The 18,970-nt window shown below is 34.5% G+C and carries 18 protein-coding genes; 12 read left to right on the top strand and 6 right to left on the bottom strand.

The genetic code is table 11. The features are described from left to right. Positions 1–15 precede the first annotated feature (15 nt). Complete coding sequence (locus tag B0A65_RS21420; RefSeq protein WP_074657696.1) at positions 16–933, top strand: EamA family transporter; 918 nt, start codon at positions 16–18, stop codon at positions 931–933. A gap of 232 nt (positions 934–1,165) precedes the next feature. After that, on the top strand, positions 1,166–3,427 hold the full coding sequence (locus B0A65_RS21415) for an acyl-CoA dehydrogenase family protein (protein ID WP_074657697.1): 2,262 nt from the start codon (positions 1,166–1,168) through the stop codon (positions 3,425–3,427). A gap of 300 nt (positions 3,428–3,727) precedes the next feature. Here the strand turns inward: B0A65_RS21415 and B0A65_RS21405 are convergent, their stop codons facing one another. Further along, the gene (locus B0A65_RS21405) at positions 3,728–4,072 is read right to left on the bottom strand and encodes a 5-carboxymethyl-2-hydroxymuconate Delta-isomerase (RefSeq protein WP_074657699.1); all 345 of its coding nucleotides are present in this window, start codon (positions 4,070–4,072) and stop codon (positions 3,728–3,730) included. 219 nt (positions 4,073–4,291) lie between these two features. On the opposite strand from B0A65_RS21405, the gene B0A65_RS21400 reads away from it, so the two are divergent. The 4 genes from B0A65_RS21400 (at position 4,292) to B0A65_RS21385 (ending at position 10,523) form a co-directional block, all read left to right on the top strand. Further along, positions 4,292–5,923, top strand: coding sequence for a DUF6377 domain-containing protein (locus B0A65_RS21400; protein ID WP_242670332.1), 1,632 nt, complete (start codon positions 4,292–4,294; stop codon positions 5,921–5,923). 206 nt (positions 5,924–6,129) lie between these two features. Continuing rightward, positions 6,130–8,346, top strand: coding sequence for a glycoside hydrolase family 3 C-terminal domain-containing protein (locus tag B0A65_RS21395; RefSeq protein ID WP_074657703.1), 2,217 nt, complete (start codon positions 6,130–6,132; stop codon positions 8,344–8,346). A 135-nt stretch (positions 8,347–8,481) separates the two neighbouring features. Beyond that, a complete protein-coding gene (locus B0A65_RS21390; protein ID WP_074657705.1) occupies positions 8,482–9,132 on the top strand; it encodes a DUF1349 domain-containing protein in 651 nt (216 codons plus the stop codon). 236 nt (positions 9,133–9,368) lie between these two features. Then, on the top strand, positions 9,369–10,523 hold the full coding sequence (locus tag B0A65_RS21385; RefSeq protein ID WP_074657707.1) for an acyltransferase family protein: 1,155 nt from the start codon (positions 9,369–9,371) through the stop codon (positions 10,521–10,523). Positions 10,524–10,727: 204 nt separating this feature from the next. Here the strand turns inward: B0A65_RS21385 and B0A65_RS21380 are convergent, their stop codons facing one another. After that, complete coding sequence (locus tag B0A65_RS21380) at positions 10,728–11,834, bottom strand: NADH:flavin oxidoreductase (RefSeq protein ID WP_074657710.1); 1,107 nt, start codon at positions 11,832–11,834, stop codon at positions 10,728–10,730. A 6-nt stretch (positions 11,835–11,840) separates the two neighbouring features. Then, positions 11,841–12,143, bottom strand: coding sequence for an ArsR/SmtB family transcription factor (locus tag B0A65_RS21375; RefSeq protein WP_074657712.1), 303 nt, complete (start codon positions 12,141–12,143; stop codon positions 11,841–11,843). Between the two features lie 262 nt (positions 12,144–12,405). Between B0A65_RS21375 and B0A65_RS21370 the strand changes: the two genes are divergently transcribed. Both B0A65_RS21370 and B0A65_RS21365 read left to right on the top strand, forming a co-directional pair. Continuing rightward, positions 12,406–12,906, top strand: a complete 501-nt coding sequence (locus tag B0A65_RS21370; protein WP_074657714.1) for a TlpA family protein disulfide reductase — start codon at positions 12,406–12,408, stop codon at positions 12,904–12,906. Between the two features lie 19 nt (positions 12,907–12,925). Further along, on the top strand, positions 12,926–13,396 hold the full coding sequence (locus B0A65_RS21365) for a hypothetical protein (RefSeq protein WP_074657716.1): 471 nt from the start codon (positions 12,926–12,928) through the stop codon (positions 13,394–13,396). Positions 13,397–13,633: 237 nt separating this feature from the next. Here B0A65_RS21365 and B0A65_RS21360 read toward each other — a convergent pair whose 3' ends face one another. Genes B0A65_RS21360 through B0A65_RS21350 form a run of 3 tightly spaced genes read right to left on the bottom strand, consistent with a single transcriptional unit; the run spans position 13,634 to position 15,450 of the window. After that, the gene (locus tag B0A65_RS21360; protein WP_074657718.1) at positions 13,634–14,134 is read right to left on the bottom strand and encodes a hypothetical protein; all 501 of its coding nucleotides are present in this window, start codon (positions 14,132–14,134) and stop codon (positions 13,634–13,636) included. Positions 14,135–14,190: 56 nt separating this feature from the next. Beyond that, positions 14,191–15,057: a chromate resistance protein ChrB domain-containing protein gene (locus B0A65_RS21355; protein WP_074657720.1), complete on the bottom strand. Its 867-nt coding sequence runs from the start codon at positions 15,055–15,057 to the stop codon at positions 14,191–14,193. Between the two features lie 9 nt (positions 15,058–15,066). Further along, entirely contained in the window at positions 15,067–15,450 is a 384-nt protein-coding gene (locus B0A65_RS21350; RefSeq protein WP_074657722.1) for a hypothetical protein, read from the bottom strand. A 324-nt stretch (positions 15,451–15,774) separates the two neighbouring features. Here B0A65_RS21350 and B0A65_RS21345 point away from each other — a divergent pair, with 324 nt between their 5' ends. The 4 genes from B0A65_RS21345 (at position 15,775) to B0A65_RS21330 (ending at position 18,924) form a co-directional block, all read left to right on the top strand. Further along, entirely contained in the window at positions 15,775–16,647 is an 873-nt protein-coding gene (locus B0A65_RS21345; RefSeq protein ID WP_074657724.1) for a helix-turn-helix domain-containing protein, read from the top strand. 182 nt (positions 16,648–16,829) lie between these two features. Continuing rightward, entirely contained in the window at positions 16,830–17,243 is a 414-nt protein-coding gene (locus B0A65_RS21340) for a (R)-mandelonitrile lyase (protein ID WP_074657726.1), read from the top strand. A 27-nt stretch (positions 17,244–17,270) separates the two neighbouring features. Then, entirely contained in the window at positions 17,271–17,675 is a 405-nt protein-coding gene (locus tag B0A65_RS21335) for a cupin domain-containing protein (protein WP_074657728.1), read from the top strand. 196 nt (positions 17,676–17,871) lie between these two features. After that, positions 17,872–18,924: an NAD(P)-dependent alcohol dehydrogenase gene (locus B0A65_RS21330; protein ID WP_074657730.1), complete on the top strand. Its 1,053-nt coding sequence runs from the start codon at positions 17,872–17,874 to the stop codon at positions 18,922–18,924. Positions 18,925–18,970: the final 46 nt, after the last annotated feature.

The raw sequence follows: 18,970 nt of genomic DNA, 5'->3' as shown, positions 1-18,970 counted from the left end.
ATCAAAATAATCATCGTGAAAACAACCAAATATTACATAGCAGCCATAACTTGTTTTGCAATCTGGGGCTTTTTTAGTCTGGCTCTAAAGCCCATACATGAATACGCTTCTTTAGATATTTTATTTTATCGCGTCTTTAGTTGTAGTATTTTGATGTTGCTTATTGCTTTTGCTTTTAAGAAAAAAAAAATAGTAGAAACCGTTTCAATTTTTAAAGCGTTGTCAGCTGCAGAAAAACGAAAAGCAATTTTATTAAACATTGGCGGAAGTGTTTTTTTAATGTTAAACTGGTTTACTTTTATTTATGTAATGAACCACATCAGTGTAAAAGCAACATCGCTGGCGTATTTGGTTTGTCCAATTTTAACGACTTTATTGGCTTATTTTATTTTAAAAGAAAAATTGAGTAAAACACAATGGATTTCTGTTGGATTGAGCGTTTCGGGTTGTTTGTTATTGTCGTACACTGCAATTATGGATATGTTTTTCAGTATTATTATTGGTTTTACTTATGCATGTTATTTAGTAAGCCAACGTATCAATAAAGGTTTTGACAGGTTTATCATTCTTACTTTTCATATTACATTGGCAGCCTTGTTTTTATTGCCTTTTTATCCGGCATATAGCGGGCCAGTTCCAACCGAATTTAAGTTTTATTTCTGTATCGAAACCATTGCAATTTTGTTTACTATATTTCCTTTGTTCCTGAATCTTTATGCACTTTCAGGTATTAATTCATCAACAGTCGGGATGCTTTTAAATATTAATCCAATGATTGCTTTTTGTTTGGCAAACTTCGTTTATCACGAACAAATTGGATCTTTGCAGATTGCAGCCTACAGCATTATTTTTATAGCGGTTATCGTTTTTAATTCACACCATATTTTTGCGTTAAAACAAAAATATATCCTGTCGTCTAAAGATTCTATTTAAATGTAATTTGCATACTTTTTATTGGTTTAAAAATAAATTACCAGAATCTTAACAGGATGTTAAAGCAGGAATGAGTATTTTCATTCCTGCTTTTTTTATTAAGCAAATTTAAAAGGGCCACAGATTTCACAGATTAAAAAGATTTTAAAATTAGTACTGAAAAAAATCCTTTTAATCTCTGAAATCTTTGGCAAAAAAATAAATTTTATTGCTAAAACAGATTCTATATTTTATGAAAAATACCAAACTTCAAGCCTTTATACCGTTATTCTATTTAGTGTGGTCTGATGATTTGTTAACTCAAAAGGAGTTTGCAACGATTCAGCAATTTATTAATAATTTGGTCTGGCTTTCGCCCGAAGAAAAACAACAATTGCTTTCTAAGGTTGATATTTCAAATCCGCCTTCGCGAAATGAACTCACACAATGGAAGTCAGATATCGAGAAAAGTATTCAGGATAAAGCTTCCATAAAATCAATTTTTGACATTGCTGAGGCACTTTCTGAAAAAGATGTAGACATTTCGACTGTAAAACCAGAGTTTATAAAGCTTGAAAATGATCTTGGAATTCTAGGCGAAGAAGTCATTCAGAACTTCAAAACTAAAGCGGATTCTTTTACAGCAAATTCTCAAACGACTTCTAATTTTGATATTCAGAAAATAACCGATCTTTTAGACGGAAAAGAAGCCGCCATTATCAAAAAAGTAAAATCGGTTATTTCAAGACCTGAATTTACTTATGAAACTTCAACAGATATCAACGTTTACCGCCAAACGGTTTACAATTGGTGCAAAATTTTAGCCGAAGAAAACCTGGGCAATATGGCGTATCCCAAAGAATACGGCGGTGGAGGAAACGTAGAAGATTATTTTGCGATTATGGAAACTTTGAGTTATCATGATTTGAGTTTAGTGATAAAATTTGGTGTTCAATTTGGTCTTTGGGGAATGAGCGTTCAATCGTTAGGAACTGAGAAACATTATGCTAAATATTTAAAAGATATTGGTTCACTTAAAATTCCGGGTTGTTTTGCAATGACGGAAACGCATCATGGTTCAAACGTAAAAGGATTAGAAACAACTGCAACTTACAATCATAACGATCAGACTTTTACTATTCATACGCCCAATAAAAATGCGCAAAAAGAATACATAGGTAATGCCGCTGTTCACGGACAAATGGCAACCGTTTTTGCCAAGTTAATTATTGATGATCACGATTATGGTGTAAACGCTTTTGTGGTTCCATTTCGCGATACAAACGGAACTGTTTTAAACGGCGTTACTATTGGTGATTGCGGACATAAAATGGGCTTAAACGGCGTAGACAACGGAACAATTTCATTTGATAATGTGGTTATTCCGAAGGAAAATATGCTGGATCGTTTTGCTTCTGTCAATGATAATGGAGAATTCGAAAGCCCGATTCCGAGTGATAACAGACGATTTTTTACCATGTTGGGCACTTTGGTTGGAGGACGAATCGGAATTCCACGTTCCGCTTTAGCAGCAGCTAAATCAGGCCTGACAATTGCGATTCGATATAGCGATCAAAGAAGGCAATTTGGCCCCGAAGGAGGTTCTGAAGTGCCAATTCTAAATTACAGAATGCACCAACGTCGTTTGATTCCGCCATTGGCAAAAACATATGCCGTTCATTTTGCTTTGCAATATCTGACCAATAGATTTTTGAATAAAACGGAAGATGAAATGCAGGAAATTGAAGCTTTGGCAGCCGGTATGAAATCCTATTCTACCTGGAGTACCAGAGATATTTTGCAGGAATGCAGAGAGGCTTGCGGCGGAAAAGGATATTTATCTGAAAACAGAATCGATGCCTTAAAAAACGATACCGAAATCTACACCACTTTTGAAGGTGATAATACTGTTTTGATGCAATTAGTAGCTAAAAATCGTTTATCAGAATTCAGAAAAGCATTTGGGGAAATGGGATCTCTGGGAATTATTAATTATGTCTATGAAAATGCCAAAGTAGCGATTACCGAAAAAAATCCGATAGCGACCCGCAGAACAGATGATGAACATTTATTGGATGATCAATTTCATTTGCAGGCTTTTATTCACAGGGAAAAAACAATTTTGGCCTCGGCAGCACAACGTATTAAAAAATTAGTTGATGGAGGTTTAGAACCTTACGATGCTTTTAATGTTGTACAACATCAAATGATAGATGTTGCACAGGCCTATTTGGAACGCGTAGTTTTAGAACAATTTCAGGCAGCGATTAAAACAGTGGAGGATGAAAAATCAAAAGAAATATTGACCAAATTAAATCAGTTATACGCACTTTCACAATTAGAAAAAAACAAAGGCTGGTATCTTGAAGATGGATATATGGAAGCGGTGAAAACCAAAGCAATCCGTAAAATAGTTAATCAATTGTGTTGGGATATTCGCCCGGATGCGGTCGCGTTAGTAAATGCTTTTGATATTCCGGAAAGTTGTCTGGCGGCGCCAATTGCTGTTAATTGAGAATATAGAATATAGAATATAGAATATAGAATATAGAATATAGAATATAGAAAATAGAATATAGAAAATAGAATATAGAAAATAGAAAATAAAAAATAGAGTATAGAAAATAGAATAAAGAAAATAGAATAAAGAAAATAGACTTTTTAAGGGCTTGTAAAAGTTTTAAACTTTGACAAAGTTTTTTTTTAGCCACGAATTCACGAATTTTTTGAAAAACTTATTCGAAATCATTTGTGAATTCGAGGCTATTTTTATGTCAAAATAAATTTGTTATAATTTTTTTTATATCATTAAATGTTAAATCATCGTTTTATTAAAATAACTCGCCTTCTCAAAATCCTTAATATTGATTGAAATCACTGGGACTTCAGCTACTATATTATTTAATGAGGTTACAATTGCCTTTGATAATTTTGCTTTTTGATCTGACGTTCGGCCTTCCATAATATATCCGAAGACATGAATGAAATCATCTAAAGTATTTCCGTTATTGTAATAAGAAAATGGATTGATGCGAACCTTAATTTCAGAGGCACTAAAAAGATCGGTTGATAAAGCCGCATTAAAAACCTCCTGCATAATTTCTTCGGCCGAGTTTAATCGGATGACGTTTTCGGAACAATCAATAATAAAATGTGGCATGGTGGTGTCGTTTTAATTTAGAGAAATTGTTCTGACAAAATTATAAAAACATTGTTAGGATTTCTTTAAAATGTCTTTTTTATAAAATGTTTTGCTTTATTTTTTGTAACTAAATTTGAAATTTTCCTAAAATTTGCCAATTATAAATAATTCTAATTAATTGTATCACTTTAGTATATTTGTAGGTATCATTTATTTTTATTCCCCTTGAAAAATTGTTTGTTATTTCTTTTATTGGTTCTTTTAGGTAACCCCGTTCATGCATCTGATAGTACAGATACTATTTTGGATAAGCTAAACAATGCATTAAGAAATAAACAGCGTTATGTTCAGCTTAAAGAAGAACGTATTTTAAACTTCAAAAAAATTAAATCAGAAGATTTAACGAAAGAGCAGGAGTACAACTACAATAAAACCTTATACACAGAATATTTAAAATTCAATTCTGATTCGGCTATTTTCTACGTAAAAAAGAATTTGAAAATTGCAGCTGAACTTCAGAATAAAAAATTAAAAGACCAAGCCGAACTTCAATTGGCAACACTTTATTCGTCGTCAGGAAAATACCGTGAATCAGAAGCTCTTTTAAAAGGAATTAATAAAAAAGAATTATCAACGGTACTGCTACCGGAATATTATGAAGCTTATCGAGAGTTTTATGAGCATTATGTAGCCAATAGCTATGATAAAAAATACATACAGCAAATCAGGAGTTATCGTGATTCTTTATTAACTGTACTAAATCCGCAAACGCTGAAGTATAAAATCAATTTGATTCAGCAGCATATTTCAGATAAACGTTTTGGAATTGCTAAGAAGAAATTAATGCAATTGCTGGAAACCGCTGATCAGGATAATACGCAATATGCAATGATTGGTTATCTCCTCGGAAGTATTTATGAAACCACACATCAATCAGAATTAAGAAAAAAATACTACGCACTGTCTGCCATTTCAGACATTAAACATGCTATAAAAGATAATGCTTCTTTGCAGGAATTGGCTTTGGCTTATTATGAATCTGGTGATGTTGATATGGCGTATAAACTAACACAGTCCGCTATTGCTGATGCACTTTTTTGCAATGTTCAGTTTCGTACGCTTCAAATGTCTGAAGTCTATTCAATCATTAATACTTCTTATTTAGAAAGAGAGGCAAAACGTAAAATGCAATTGCAATTGTATTTGCTTTTCATTAGCATTCTTTCAGTATTTTTGATTGTTGCCGTAATTTATGTTTACAAACAAATGAAAAAAGTATCCAGAATTCGGGGAGAACTTTTTGAGACAAGTCAAAAATTAGCCGAATTAAACAAAGATATTACCGAAACCAACAATCAGTTGCAGGAACGTAACGCACAATTATCAGAATCAAATCATATTAAGGAAGAGTATATAGCACATTTCTTCAGTCTGTGCTCGACTTACATCAATAAGTTAGAAAATTATCGTATTATTTTAAATAAAAAAGCAACTGCGAAGCAATTTGACGAAATCTATAAAATGCTTAAATCAACAACGCTGGTTGATAATGAGCTGGAAGAGTTATACAAGAATTTCGATATTATCTTTTTGAATCTGTATCCAACCTTTGTGAAAGATTTCAATGATTTACTTATTAAAGAGGAGCAGATTGTTTTAAAACAGGGTGAATTATTAAATACAGAACTTCGTATTTTTGCACTTATCCGACTTGGGATTACCGACAGTGTAAAAATCGCTGCCTTTCTCCGTTACTCTTTAAGCACGATTTATAATTATCGTACCAGAGCAAGAAATAAAGCGGCAGTTTCCCGAAATGATTTTGAAGAAATGGTCATAAAAATAGGTTTAATTTCATTAAAAATGTAACGATTTATTTTAAATCTACTACTTTTTTTGCCTTTTTTAAATTATTAAATACTTGATAATTAATAGTTTAATTTTTTATTTCACTACTTTTTTTCGTCCAAAATTCTAACACGGACTATAACGTTATAGCTTTACAATATTATTATAAGGTACTTTTGACTAAAAGTCTCTGCTTATAAATTAAATGCTTTAATAAATTAATAGTTATGTTCAAAAACGTTAAAACTCTTCTTGTTTTACTTGTGTTGAGTTCGTTTGGGATTAATGCCCAAAACAAAGTTCCGGTTTATCTGGATGATAAAAAGCCAATTAACGAACGTGTTGAAGATGCACTTTCGAAAATGACAACTGCCGAAAAAATTGCCATGATTCATGCGCAATCAAAATTTAGTTCACCAGGTGTAAAACGTTTGGGAATTCCGGAAAACTGGATGACCGACGGGCCACACGGAATTCGTACTGAAGTGAAGTGGGATGAATGGGATCAGGCAGGATGGACAAACGATTCTTGTATTGCATTTCCGGCTTTAACGGCACTTTCTGCAACATGGAATAAGGAATTGGCTTCTTTATACGGAAAATCAATTGGAGAAGAAGCACGTTACCGTAACAAAAATGTATTATTAGGGCCTGGAGTTAACATTTACAGAACACCATTAAACGGTCGTAACTTCGAGTATATGGGTGAAGATCCTTTCTTAACTTCAAAAATGGTGGTTCCTTATATTAAAGGAGTTCAGTCCAATGGAGTTGCAGCCTGTGTAAAACATTTTGCCCTGAACAATCAGGAAACGAATCGTAACTCAGTAAACGTAATTGTTGATGATCGTGCCTTGTACGAAATTTATCTTCCGGCTTTTAAAGCGGCTGTTCAGGAAGGTGATGCGTGGGCAATTATGGGATCTTATAACAAATACAAAGGACAACAATGTTGTCATAATGAGTTTTTATTAAACGATATTCTTCGTGGAGAATGGGGTTTCAAAGGTGTTGTAGTTTCAGATTGGGGCGGAGTTAATGATACAAAACAGGCAATTCATAATGGCTTAGATATGGAATTTGGATCCTGGACAAACGGACTTTCATGGGGAACTAGTAATGCTTATGACAACTATTATTTGGCAAAACCTTATTCAGAAATGATCAGAAAAGGAGAGATTGGAACTAAAGAATTAGACGAAAAAGTGCGTCGTATTTTACGTTTGTCCTTCTTAACTACAATGGACAAAAACAGACCTTTTGGATCTTTCGGAACGGAAGAACATGCTCAGGCAGGTTTGAAAATTGCAGAAGAAGGAATCGTATTGCTTCAAAATAATAATAACATTTTGCCAATCAATCTTTCTAAAACTAAAAAGATCGCTGTTATTGGTGAAAATGCCATTAAAATGATGACTGTTGGTGGTGGAAGTTCTTCACTAAAAGCAAGATATGAAATTACACCGCTTGAAGGATTAAAGAAAAGAATTGGCAATCAGGCAGAAATCGTTTATGCCCGTGGTTATGTTGGAGATCCTACAAGTAATTATAATGGTGTTATTGCAAAAGTAAGTTTAGAAGAAAAACGTTCTCCGGCAGAATTGACTGCAGAAGCTTTAAAAGTAGCTAAAGATGCTGATATTGTTCTGTTTATTGGAGGTTTAAATAAAAGTGAAAACCAGGACGATGAAGGACACGATCGTAAAGGATTAGAACTTTCGTATGGTCAGGATAAATTAATTTCTGAATTAGCGAAAGTAAATAAAAACATTGTTTACGTAAATATTTCTGGAAACGCAGTGGCAATGCCGTGGGTAAAAGAAGTTCCTGGAATTGTTCAGGGTTGGTTTTTAGGTACAGAAGCGGGAAATGCTTTGGCAGCGGTTTTAGTTGGAGATGTAAATCCTTCTGGAAAATTGACTTTCACTTTCCCGGTAAAATTATCTGATAACGGTGCACACGCTTTGGGAGAATTTCCAGGTGGAGAAGATGTAACGTATAAAGAAAGTATTTTTGTAGGATACCGTTGGGCTGACAAACAAAAAATCAAACCATTATTCTCTTTTGGTCACGGTTTAAGTTATACCACTTACGAATATGGAAAAGTGACTGCTGACAAAAAACAAATGTCGGCTGGAGATCAAATCACGTTTTCTGTGAAAGTTAAAAATACCGGAAGCAGAGACGGTTCTGAAGTAGTTCAGCTTTATATCAGCGATTTAAAATCTTCTTTGGTTCGTCCAATTAAGGAATTAAAAGGTTTTGAAAAAGTTTCGCTAAAAGCCGGAGAAGAGAAAACGGTAACTTTTACGGTTGACAAAACTGCTTTAAGTTTCTTTGATGATAAAAAACACGACTGGGTCGCTGAGCCGGGAGCTTTTGAAGCTTTAATAGGAGCATCATCTACAGCTATAAAATCTAAAGTGAGTTTTTCACTTCAATAATTTCATTAATTTTCTAAATTGGTTGGTTGTAAAGCTGCAATGGTAAAAAGTTGCAGCTTTGCTTTTTAAAGAAAAGTTATATGTAAAATGTTAGATGTTAGATGTTAGAAGTTTTGCATCTTAAAAAAAATATTTATGAAACAAATAGTACTATTGGTCACAGCATTTATTTTATTTCAAAACCTTTCGGCGCAAAGCCTGAATAAAATGCAGTGGTTTAATGAACCTGAAAAATGGGAAATTAAAAACAATGCTTTGATTATGAATGTAACCGCGAGCAGTGATTACTGGCGTATTTCACATTACGGATTTACCGTTGATGATGCACCGTTTTACTACGCAACTTACGGGGGAGAATTTGAAGCTAAAGTAAAAATAACAGGCAATTACATTGCTCGTTTTGACCAAATGGGATTAATGATTCGTGTTGATGAAAAAAACTACATTAAAACCGGAGTAGAATTTGTAGATGGAAAGTTCAATATCAGCACTGTGGTAACACATGATAAAAGCGATTGGAGTGTAACAACACTGGATAAAGCACCACCATTTGTCTGGATAAAAGTGGTGAGAAGACTAGATGCTGTTGAAGTATTTTTCTCTTATGATGATAAAAATTATATACTGACAAGAAATGCGCCGCTACAAGACAATACACCCGTAATGGTTGGTCTGATGGCTGCGTCTCCAGACGGAAAAGGTTTTGAAGCTAAGTTTGAAAATTTTAAAGTAACACATTTGCCGGATCAAAGAAGACTGGAGTGGCTTAAGAAGCATCAGGAATAGATTAATTAGATAATTAGGAGAATTAGAAAATTAGATAATTATGTAGTTTTACTTAAGGCTTTGCGAATTTTACCGCAAAGTGCGCTAAGTATTTTTTATCGTTGTGTTTATGTTGTCTTTTTAAGTTCGCAAAGCTATATGAATAAAACTTGGCGAACTTGGCGTAAACCCTTTGTGTACTTTGCGGTAAAATGGACACCAACCAAATTAACCTTTAAACCAAAAACAATATTTTTATGAGTTCAACTTCTATTGATATTCAACCAAAAAAACATTACGAAATTCTCGACGGTTTGCGTGGAGTAGCTGCTATTTTAGTGGTTGCTTTCCATATTCTGGAAGCACATAACGGAGGGAGCCGATTTAATCAAATAATCAACCACGGCTATTTAGCTGTTGATTTCTTTTTTCTATTGTCCGGATTTGTTGTAGCTTATGCTTATGACGATCGCTGGGCAAAAATGACACAATGGGAGTTTTACAAACGACGCCTAATCCGTTTACAGCCTATGGTCATTATGGGAATGATCATTGGCGCGATATGCTATTATTTTCAGGCTTCTGATATTCTATTTCCACAAATTGCCGGAATGGAAGTTTGGAAAGTAATTGTAACCATGGTTATCGGTTTTACATTATTACCAATTCCACCCTCTTTGGAAATCAGAGGTTGGGGCGAAATGCATCCTCTTGACGGGCCGGCCTGGTCGCTTTTCTTTGAATATATTGCCAATATTTTATACGCTGTTTTATTTCGTAAATTCTCGAATAAAGTAATGACCGTTTTTGTATTGATATTTGCTGGAATGCTGATTAATTATACTGTTTTCGGGCCAAAAGGAGATGTAATTGGTGGATGGTCATTGAATCTGGAACAAATGAATGTTGGATTTACCCGTTTATTATACCCATTTTTTGCTGGGGTTTTACTTTGCCGCTTAGGAAAGTTAATTCACATCAAAGGTGCTTTCTGGATTTGCAGTTTGATGATTTCAGCAGTGCTTATTATACCAAGAATTGGAGATGAAAACAGTTTATGGATGAACGGTTTATATGAATCCTTCTGTATTATTTTAGTATTTCCCTTAATTGTTGCGATTGGAGCAGGAGGTGAAATTAAAAGTGCTTTTTCCGCTAAAATATGCAAGCTTTTAGGTGATATATCCTATCCAATTTACATTACACATTATCCCTTAATTTATTGGTATACTGCCTGGGTTATCGATAATAAAATAGAGATAAAAGATGGTTACATAATTGGAATAGGTGTTTTAATTTCAAGTATTGTTATTGCTTATTTATGCTTGAAATTATACGATGAACCCGTTAGAAATTGGCTGCAAAAGAAAGTGCAAGGTTCAAACGTACAAAGGTTCAAAGGAACAAAGTAAAAAGGTTCAAAGGAAAACCTTTGCCCCTCTGTTCCTCTGCAACTCTGTACCTAACTTAAAAATATTGAATTTCTAATTTTGTTAGTTATTAGGTATTCAAAAAAGGGATGAAACATAATTTGTTTCATCCCTTTTATATTTTTAGAAAAAGGTTCAAAGTTTAAAACCTTTGTCCCTTTGAACCTTTATAACTCTGTACCTTCTTTATTCTAAAACCAATTGTCCTAAAGCTTCTTTACTGAAACCTTTCAACTGATCCATTTTTCCCGCTTTGATTTTCGCAACCCAATTTGGATCAGATAATAAAGGTCTTCCAACAGCAACCAAGTCAAAATCGCCTCTGTCGAAACGTCTGTTTAATTCTTCTAAAGAAGTTGGCTCTGAACTTTCTCCTGCAAACGCTCCAAAGAAATCTCCAGAAAGTCCCACAGAACCTACTGTAATAGTCGGTGCTCCGGTAACTTTTTTAGCCCATCCTGCAAAGTTCAAATCAGAATCTTCAAATTCAGGTTCCCAGAAGCGACGTTGTGAACAGTGTAAAATATCAACTCCTGCCTCAACAAGAGGTGTAAGCCATGCTTCTAATTCTTGTGGATTTTTAGCCAGTTTATAATTGTAATCAGAAGGTTTAAATTGAGAAAAACGCATGATCACAGCGAAATCATTCCCAACTTGTTTTCTTATTTCTTTTACTACTTCAATAGCAAAACGATTACGTTCCGGCAAAGTTTTTCCACCGTAAATATCAGTACGTAAATTTGTTTCAGCTCTAAAGAACTGGTCAATCAAATATCCGTGTGCACCGTGAATTTCGATAGTATCAAAACCTAATCTTTTAGCATCAGCGGCAGCTTGTCCAAAAGCGAGAATAGTATCTTCAATATCTTTTTCAGTCATGGCAACTCCATTTCTAAAATCAGGTCGGTTTAACCCAGACGGACCTTCAAAAGGAACTGGAGGAACCCATCCTGAATGATGGTTGTCCATGATTCCCATATGCCAGATCTGTGGTCCCATTGAACCTCCGGCTGCGTGCACTTCGTCAATCACCTTTTTCCATCCTTTTAAAGCTGCGTCACCATAAAAATGAGGCACATTAGCATCATTTGATGATGAAGCTCTGTTGATCACAGTTCCTTCAGATAATATTAATCCAACTTCACCTTCAGCTCTTTTTTGATAATAAGAAGCTACTTCATCAGTTGGAATTCCGTTTGGCGAGAATGAGCGTGTCATTGGCGCCATTACGATTCGGTTTTTAAGATTTAACGTTTTTAAGTTAAATGGCGAAAACAGGTTGTTTGTACTCATAGTAATTTACAAATTAGTTTGAATTAATTTACTGAGTGCTTCAAAGGCACCTTCGTTGCGTTTATAGTAAGTCCATTGTCCCACGCGTTTGGCTTCGATAAAGCCGGCACGTTGTAAAATAGACAAGTATTCAGAAACAGTTGATTGCGTCAGGCCTGCCTTGGCTTGTATTTGCCCTACACAAACACCGTGTTCAAATCCTGCATGCTGGAGTTGATCAGGAAAGTGTAATTCGGGTTCTTTTAGCCATTCCAGCATTTGTAATCTGGATTTGTTCGACAGTGCCTTAAAGATTTCTATTTGTTCCATGGTGCAAAGATATCGACTTTTCCCGATATACCAATTTAAGAAAAAATTTTTAGGAAAATTTTATGAAAGCGAGGATGAATATAAAATACAATTGTTTGTCAAAATATATTGAAAGAAGTATTTATATTTGTTGATATATTTATCACGCAAAGCCGCAAAGGCGCAAAGTTTTTAAAGCAAATAAATTATACTTTGCGACTCTGCGACTTTACGTGAGATTCAAATCTGATAACCCAAATTATCAAAAAAACTTAACCATTTTATGAAAAAAACTTTACTTATTTTAGGATTCTTATGTTGCGTGATAACCAGTTCAAAAGCTCAGGTTGTAGGACTTGAAGTAGGTGATATCGCTCCAGAAATCGATCTTCCGGATACAAAAGGAAACAATGTAGCCTTAACTTCTTTAAGAGGAGATTTAGTTTTAATTGACTTTTGGGCATCGTGGTGCGGACCTTGTATTAAAGAACAGCCAGAATTGTTAAAATTATATAATACGTATTCAGGTAAATTATCCATTTACAGTGTTTCAATGGATACTAAAAAACCACTTTGGTTAGGAGCTATTGCCAAACAAAAACTCCCATGGATACAAGTAAGCGATCTTAAATATTGGAAATCTCCAGCTGCTGTAGATTATATGCTTCAATCTGTACCCTTAAATTTTTTAATAGACAAAAACGGAATTATTTTGGCTAAAAACATTCACGGAAATGCTTTGAATGAAATGGTGAAGAGTGTATTGACACCACAGCAGAACTAGAAAGGAAATTAGAATTAAGATGGAATCAAAACTCAGCTTAGAAGAATTTCGACTAAGATTAAAAAATAATACTGAAATTGGTTCACCAAAAGCAGCATTAGGACAGGTTAGAATATTTCCTATATCTGGTGGCATAAAGCCTTTTTACGGATTTTTTGATGATAACAGTTTTAGTTTAACTGTAAATTCGACAAAGTCATCAACAAATTTTATCATAAGAGGGAAATATGAGAGCATTAATAATAGACTTAAAGTTGATTGTATTGTTGAACCCGGTAATAAATATAAACAATTTTGGGCGTACTATTCTCCAATAATTCTTATCGTGGCAATCAATATCTTTTTTCTCTTTTTTGCTAAAGGACTTAGGCGAGCGTCTACAATTGTTAATTTGTTTTTACTTTTTATGGCTTTTTATTCGAGATGGAATGAAGAGAGAAAAAGAAAAAAATTAGAACAAAAGTTTATCAGCATTTTTGAAATTAGATAAGATTTGTATGGTGAGTTTACCGAATTAATTTTACCGCACGCAAAGTATTATTTTTGATGTGTTTGCCAGTTGACTTTGTTAAGTTCGCAAAGCTGTATGTGATTAGCTTCACGTAAACCATTGCGAACCTTGCGTAACCCTTTCCTCCCGATAGCTATCGGGATTGCGGTTAGGCACAGAATTCAACAACTTGAAACCTGATACGAGGCCAAACAAAGAAAACCTGAAAACAAATCTTTAGAAGGCAATTCCAAATTGAAAACCTACCGTAAATGTGGCCGGATGATCGTTGCCAAATCTCACCGGAAGCGGAACTGCAACAAAATAACTGCAATTATCACTTTTAAGAACGGTTTTGTTTATTACTGGTGTAAAACCATATCTTCCGCTGCTTTCAAAGGCGGCTCTTCCGGCAAAAGTGTAACCTTTTCCTAAGGCAACCAGAACACCGGGATGAAATAAAATATTGGTTACTTTATCACTAGCGCCTTGCACTTTTATATTTGGAACAATTTCGAAAGAGAAACCTATTTTCGAGCTTTTCCAGATGTTGATTCCTGTTGGAAAACCAACGGCATAATAATCCCTGAAATTTAAATTAGTTTGTTCGCTGCTAATCGTTACAATGGGATGAAGAATACCAAAATAGCCCGTTATTTTAGGATAAGTTGTTTGAGAAAATATGCTAATCGTTGTAAAAAATGAAGTAATAATTGCAATGTGTCTAAATGTAATCATGATAGTTTTTGTTGATCAAACAAAACTATATACACTTGGTAGATATAAATAGAACGCTATTTACTTTTTGTATCTGGTTTACTTTTTAGTGAATTTTTTCTGTAGGAGGAAGGATTTTTTCCGGTATGAAGTTTAAAAATTCGTGTAAAATGACTTTGGTCTGAAAAGCCCGTCATATAAGCAATTTCAGTTAAGGTATAAGTTGAATTCTGAATCAGATTTATGGCTTTTTCTATTCGCAGTTTTCTAACATAATCGCCAAAATTTAAATCTTCAAAATATTTAGAAAATTCACGGGATAAATAAGACGGATTTAATTCTAATTCGCTCGAAATTTTTTTCAGGTCAAAAGCAAATTGGGTATCGATTTGATCCTGAATAATCTCCTTTAAATCCTTAACCCATGAAGGTGTTTTTTGATTGGTTTTCTTTTCGAGTAAAAACTTTTCGTAAACTTCATGAAGCAAACGCTCAAAAGGACTATTTTGCAAATGATTTTGTTTGTACAAATGCGTTGCCCAAGTGTAGAGCGCGTCATAAATAACCATTCCACTTGTCAATAATTCGGCATCGTTGGTGATATTATGAGAAAGCCCGGCAGAAATGGCCCAGAGCCCGGCCGATTCTTTTGCAAGATCATGTTGATCTGTATCGGCGCCACGAACAATTTTGGCTATTATTAAAATAGCTGGATCTTTGAGTTCATGCTTTTTTACAATGTAGTCAAAAGTGCATTCTTCGTTGTAATGGGTATATTCTACATTTGGAATGTCAAACGGAATCGCATTTAAAACTTCGGCTTTAGCCAAAACTTCATCAAAAGGGACATAAATAAACTCAGCATCAGGGTCGACAAACTTTTTGATTAGCCATGGGCACGCAATTCTGTCAATTTTAGGTCTTTCTCTGGTGATCCATTTCATTGGCTATAGTTAATTCATTCCTTCAGTAACATCTCTCACGCCTCCAAAACTGGTTTTTAACAACTCTCTTACCTGAAATTGTGTTTTATTTCGGGTAATGCTGTTCCATTCTTTAAAATCATATACATGAATTTCTTTGGCATAAGGGTTTGTTACGAAAGAAAGCCTGGAAATGGAATATTTGAAATATTTTAATTCGTGTGATATATGTCGGTTTGGAACCACGATAAGTATAGTTTCAAAGTCTAGGAAATTCTTTGGTACATCGTCTCTTTTGGTTAATCCAAGGTGGTCAAAAAAGGCAATTATTTTTTGATCATTTAATTTATCTATCTTTTCATCAATACGCTTAATGGTGCTAAGAAGCGTAGTTTCGTCTTTTATAACACTCATGATTAATTTGGTTTTGTTAAATTTCAATATAAAATTACATCAAAAGAATAAGATTTGTTCCAGAAGCACTGATAGAATGATTCTAAATTTTTAACGTCTAATTTTCAGTTATTATTGTCTCAGAGAAAGAGCACATTTTGCTAAAATTTTAAAATCGGGGAACTAGAAATGAAATAGTTTATAGCTATCGGGAGCTAAGATCTACGCAAGGCACGCAAGAAAAAAAAGCTTAACGGTTAAACGAGCCGCAACCTGAAACCTGAAACCTGAAACAAAAGAAACCTGAAATAAACTTTTTTTATTTGATTTTCATAACTTTGCAAAATGAAAGAACAAATAGAATGTCAGGCAACAGAACTTGGTATAAACGATTTAAAGCTGAAGGGTTTTAAAGTATACGAAGTAAATGGTGATGTGAGTAAAATTCCGACTTATAATCGCAGGGATTATTACAAAATTTGTATCAATACCAGTAAAAGCCTTATACATTACGCAGATCGCGGTATAGAAGTTGACGGAACTATTATGTTTTTCGGGAATCCGCATATTCCCTATTCATGGGATATTATTTCCCCTTCTTATGAAGGTTATGCCTGCGTTTTTACCGAGGATTTCTTGAAGGTAAAAGACCGTTCAGAAAGTCTTCATGAATCACCTTTGTTTAAAATAGGCGGAACACCAATTTTTTCGTTATCGGCTGAACAAAAGTTGTTTATAGATTCGTTGTTTAAAAAAATGATCGAAGAACAGGAAACAGATTATGTTTTTAAAGATGATTTAATTCGCAATTATATCAATTTGATTCTGCATGAATCGATGAAAATGCAACCTTCTGAAAACTTTTTTAAACATAAAAATGCTTCATCCAGAATCACTTCCTTATTTTTAGAACTTTTAGAAAGACAATTTCCGGTAGAAACAAAAGATCAGCCACTGATTTTGAAAACACCGCAAGATTACGCGCAAAGCCTTGCAGTACATGTAAATCACCTCAATCGTTCGGTAAAAGAAGTGACCGGAAAACCTACTACAGCGCATATTACAGAACGAATTATCGGCGAAGCCAAAGCTTTATTACAACATACGGACTGGAGCATTGCTGACATCGGTTACTCACTCGGATTTGAATATCCGAGCTATTTTAATAATTACTTTAAAAGACTCACCGGAACAATTCCGAAATCGTTAAGAACATAAATTGTTTCATATTCTTAATTTTTTGTTTGATTATCATTATCTGTGGTCGGTTTTACTAAAGTAAATTTGCATCGAAATAATTAGTATTAATCCTTTATCGGTTTCTATAAACTAAATCTAACTTCTTAAAGCGCATTCCTGCTTTTCGGATTTGGTTGTTCCGATAGTAAAAACAAATAATTATGAAAACTTCAGAAAATCAATTAAACGAAATTTTTCCAAAAGGCGATTTGGCTTCGGCGGATTACTTTACAGGAAATGCCTGGGTTAAAATGCTCGTGCCAAACGACCCGGTTTTAAATACTGCAGTTGGTAATGTCGTTTTCGAACCCGGTGCAAGAAACAATTGGCACACCCATCCCGGCGGACAAATTCTTATAGTAACAAACGGAACAGGATATTATCAGGAAGTTGGCAAACCTATTCAGCTACTACAAGTGGGTGATGTTGTCAATATTCCTCCCGACCTTAAACACTGGCATGGTGCTTCTCCCGATAGCGAATTTACCCATATAGCCATAAGCACGAATACCCAAACCGGAATTGTAGATTGGTTAGAACCCGTAACCGATGAACAATACAATAGTTTTAAATAAATACTAACCCCAAAAAATAAATAAGTTATGTCAACAAATTATACAACTGTTATTGAAGAAGGAAAAGTCCCGAACACGTATATGACGGGCGAAGTATCTTATAAAAAACAAACTAGTAATATCCATCCTGAAAATACAATGATTAAGGAAGTTACTTTTGAGCCTTGTGCAAGAAGTAATTGGCATATTAATTCAAGCCTGCATATGCTTATTGCAAAAGAAGGTGTAGGTTATTATCAGGAAAAAGGAAACGCAGTTCGCTTAATTCATAAAGACGAAGTGATTACAATTTTGCCTGGAATCGAACACTGGTATGGAGCAACCCCGTTTAGAAAATTTTCTTATTTAGCTATTATTACTGAGATAGACAAAGGTCATGGGGAATGGCTTGATAGCGTTACTGATAAAGAATATCACAGTTTTGGAAGTTAGAGGAATTAGATAATTTGTCAATTAGATAATTAGATAATTAGATAATTAGATAATTAGATAATTCTGAGCTTACTGACCACTAGGGATCACACTAGATACTCCTTTGCTATAAGTTGTCAATCTTTGCGACTTAGTGCTTTGTGGCAAATGTAAAACAACCTGAAACTTGAAACTTGAAACAAAAAAAACTTAAAACATGGAAACAAAAGACGTAAAAGCCTTTGGTACAGAAGCTGCTGAAGCACCATTACAAACATTAGACATCAAACGCAGAGCAGTGCAGGCGCATGATGTAGAAATAGAAATTTTGTATTGTGGAATCTGTCATTCTGATTTGCATTCTGCCAGAAACGAATGGCACGGTACTGTTTACCCAATTGTTCCCGGACATGAAATTGTGGGAAGAGTGGTAAAAGTAGGCGACCACGTAAAGAATTTCAAAGTAGGTCAATTGGCAGGTGTGGGCTGCATGGTTGATTCTTGTAGAGAATGTGAACATTGCAAAAATGATTTAGAGCAATTTTGTGATGAAGGAAACATACTTACTTTCAATTCTCCTGATAAACATTTAGGTGGACAAACTTTTGGTGGCTATTCTCAAAGTATTGTGGTTGATGAGAATTATGTTTTGCATATTTCAGACAAATTAGATTTGGCCGGAGTTGCTCCGTTATTATGTGCAGGAATCACAACTTATTCTCCATTGAGACACTGGAAAGTAGGCCCTGGTCAAAAAGTGGGGATCGTTGGTATTGGTGGTTTAGGCCATATGGGAATAAAATTAGCGAAAGCAATGGGGGCTCATGTAGTGGTATTTACAACATCATTATCTAAAACCGAAGATGCAAAACGTCTGGGTGCCGATGAAGTAGTTTTATCTACAGATCCGGAACAAATGGCGAAACATGCTAAAACATTGCACTTTATTTTAGATTGCGTGTCGGCTGAACATAGTATCGATTCGTATTTGAATTTACTTAAAGTAGATGGAAATCTGGTATTAGTTGGTGCTCCGATGGATCCGCTTCCTGTAACCTCATTCAGCCTAATTTTAGGAAGAAGAAGTTTTGCAGGATCTGCCATTGGTGGAATCAAAGAAACTCAGGAGATGCTCGATTTCTGTGCAGAACACAATATCACTGCGGATATCGAAATAATAGGAGTAAACGAAGTAAATGATGCTTACGAAAGATTATTAAAAGGAGATATTAAGTATCGCTTTGTGATTGATATGGCTTCCTTGAAATAAGGTTCTAAGATACTAAGATTCTAAGATTCTGAGGTTCTATATTACT

The organism is Flavobacterium frigidimaris (assembly GCF_002217275.1).
In the GTDB taxonomy this organism is placed as follows: Bacteria; Bacteroidota; Bacteroidia; order Flavobacteriales; family Flavobacteriaceae; genus Flavobacterium; species Flavobacterium aquidurense.
This window is presented reverse-complemented; position numbering and strand designations above follow the sequence as displayed.

Coding starts and splice junctions, on each gene's coding strand:
- B0A65_RS21385 (WP_074657707.1), top strand. CDS start 9,369: ATGAGTTCAACTTCTATTGATATTCAACCAAAAAAACATTACGAAATT.
- B0A65_RS21390 (WP_074657705.1), top strand. CDS start 8,482: ATGAAACAAATAGTACTATTGGTCACAGCATTTATTTTATTTCAAAAC.
- B0A65_RS21350 (WP_074657722.1), bottom strand. CDS start 15,450: ATGAGTGTTATAAAAGACGAAACTACGCTTCTTAGCACCATTAAGCGT.
- B0A65_RS21395 (WP_074657703.1), top strand. CDS start 6,130: ATGTTCAAAAACGTTAAAACTCTTCTTGTTTTACTTGTGTTGAGTTCG.
- B0A65_RS21335 (WP_074657728.1), top strand. CDS start 17,271: ATGTCAACAAATTATACAACTGTTATTGAAGAAGGAAAAGTCCCGAAC.
- B0A65_RS21365 (WP_074657716.1), top strand. CDS start 12,926: ATGGAATCAAAACTCAGCTTAGAAGAATTTCGACTAAGATTAAAAAAT.
- B0A65_RS21360 (WP_074657718.1), bottom strand. CDS start 14,134: ATGATTACATTTAGACACATTGCAATTATTACTTCATTTTTTACAACG.
- B0A65_RS21375 (WP_074657712.1), bottom strand. CDS start 12,143: ATGGAACAAATAGAAATCTTTAAGGCACTGTCGAACAAATCCAGATTA.
- B0A65_RS21415 (WP_074657697.1), top strand. CDS start 1,166: ATGAAAAATACCAAACTTCAAGCCTTTATACCGTTATTCTATTTAGTG.
- B0A65_RS21355 (WP_074657720.1), bottom strand. CDS start 15,057: ATGAAATGGATCACCAGAGAAAGACCTAAAATTGACAGAATTGCGTGC.
- B0A65_RS21370 (WP_074657714.1), top strand. CDS start 12,406: ATGAAAAAAACTTTACTTATTTTAGGATTCTTATGTTGCGTGATAACC.
- B0A65_RS21345 (WP_074657724.1), top strand. CDS start 15,775: ATGAAAGAACAAATAGAATGTCAGGCAACAGAACTTGGTATAAACGAT.
- B0A65_RS21340 (WP_074657726.1), top strand. CDS start 16,830: ATGAAAACTTCAGAAAATCAATTAAACGAAATTTTTCCAAAAGGCGAT.
- B0A65_RS21380 (WP_074657710.1), bottom strand. CDS start 11,834: ATGAGTACAAACAACCTGTTTTCGCCATTTAACTTAAAAACGTTAAAT.
- B0A65_RS21330 (WP_074657730.1), top strand. CDS start 17,872: ATGGAAACAAAAGACGTAAAAGCCTTTGGTACAGAAGCTGCTGAAGCA.
- B0A65_RS21405 (WP_074657699.1), bottom strand. CDS start 4,072: ATGCCACATTTTATTATTGATTGTTCCGAAAACGTCATCCGATTAAAC.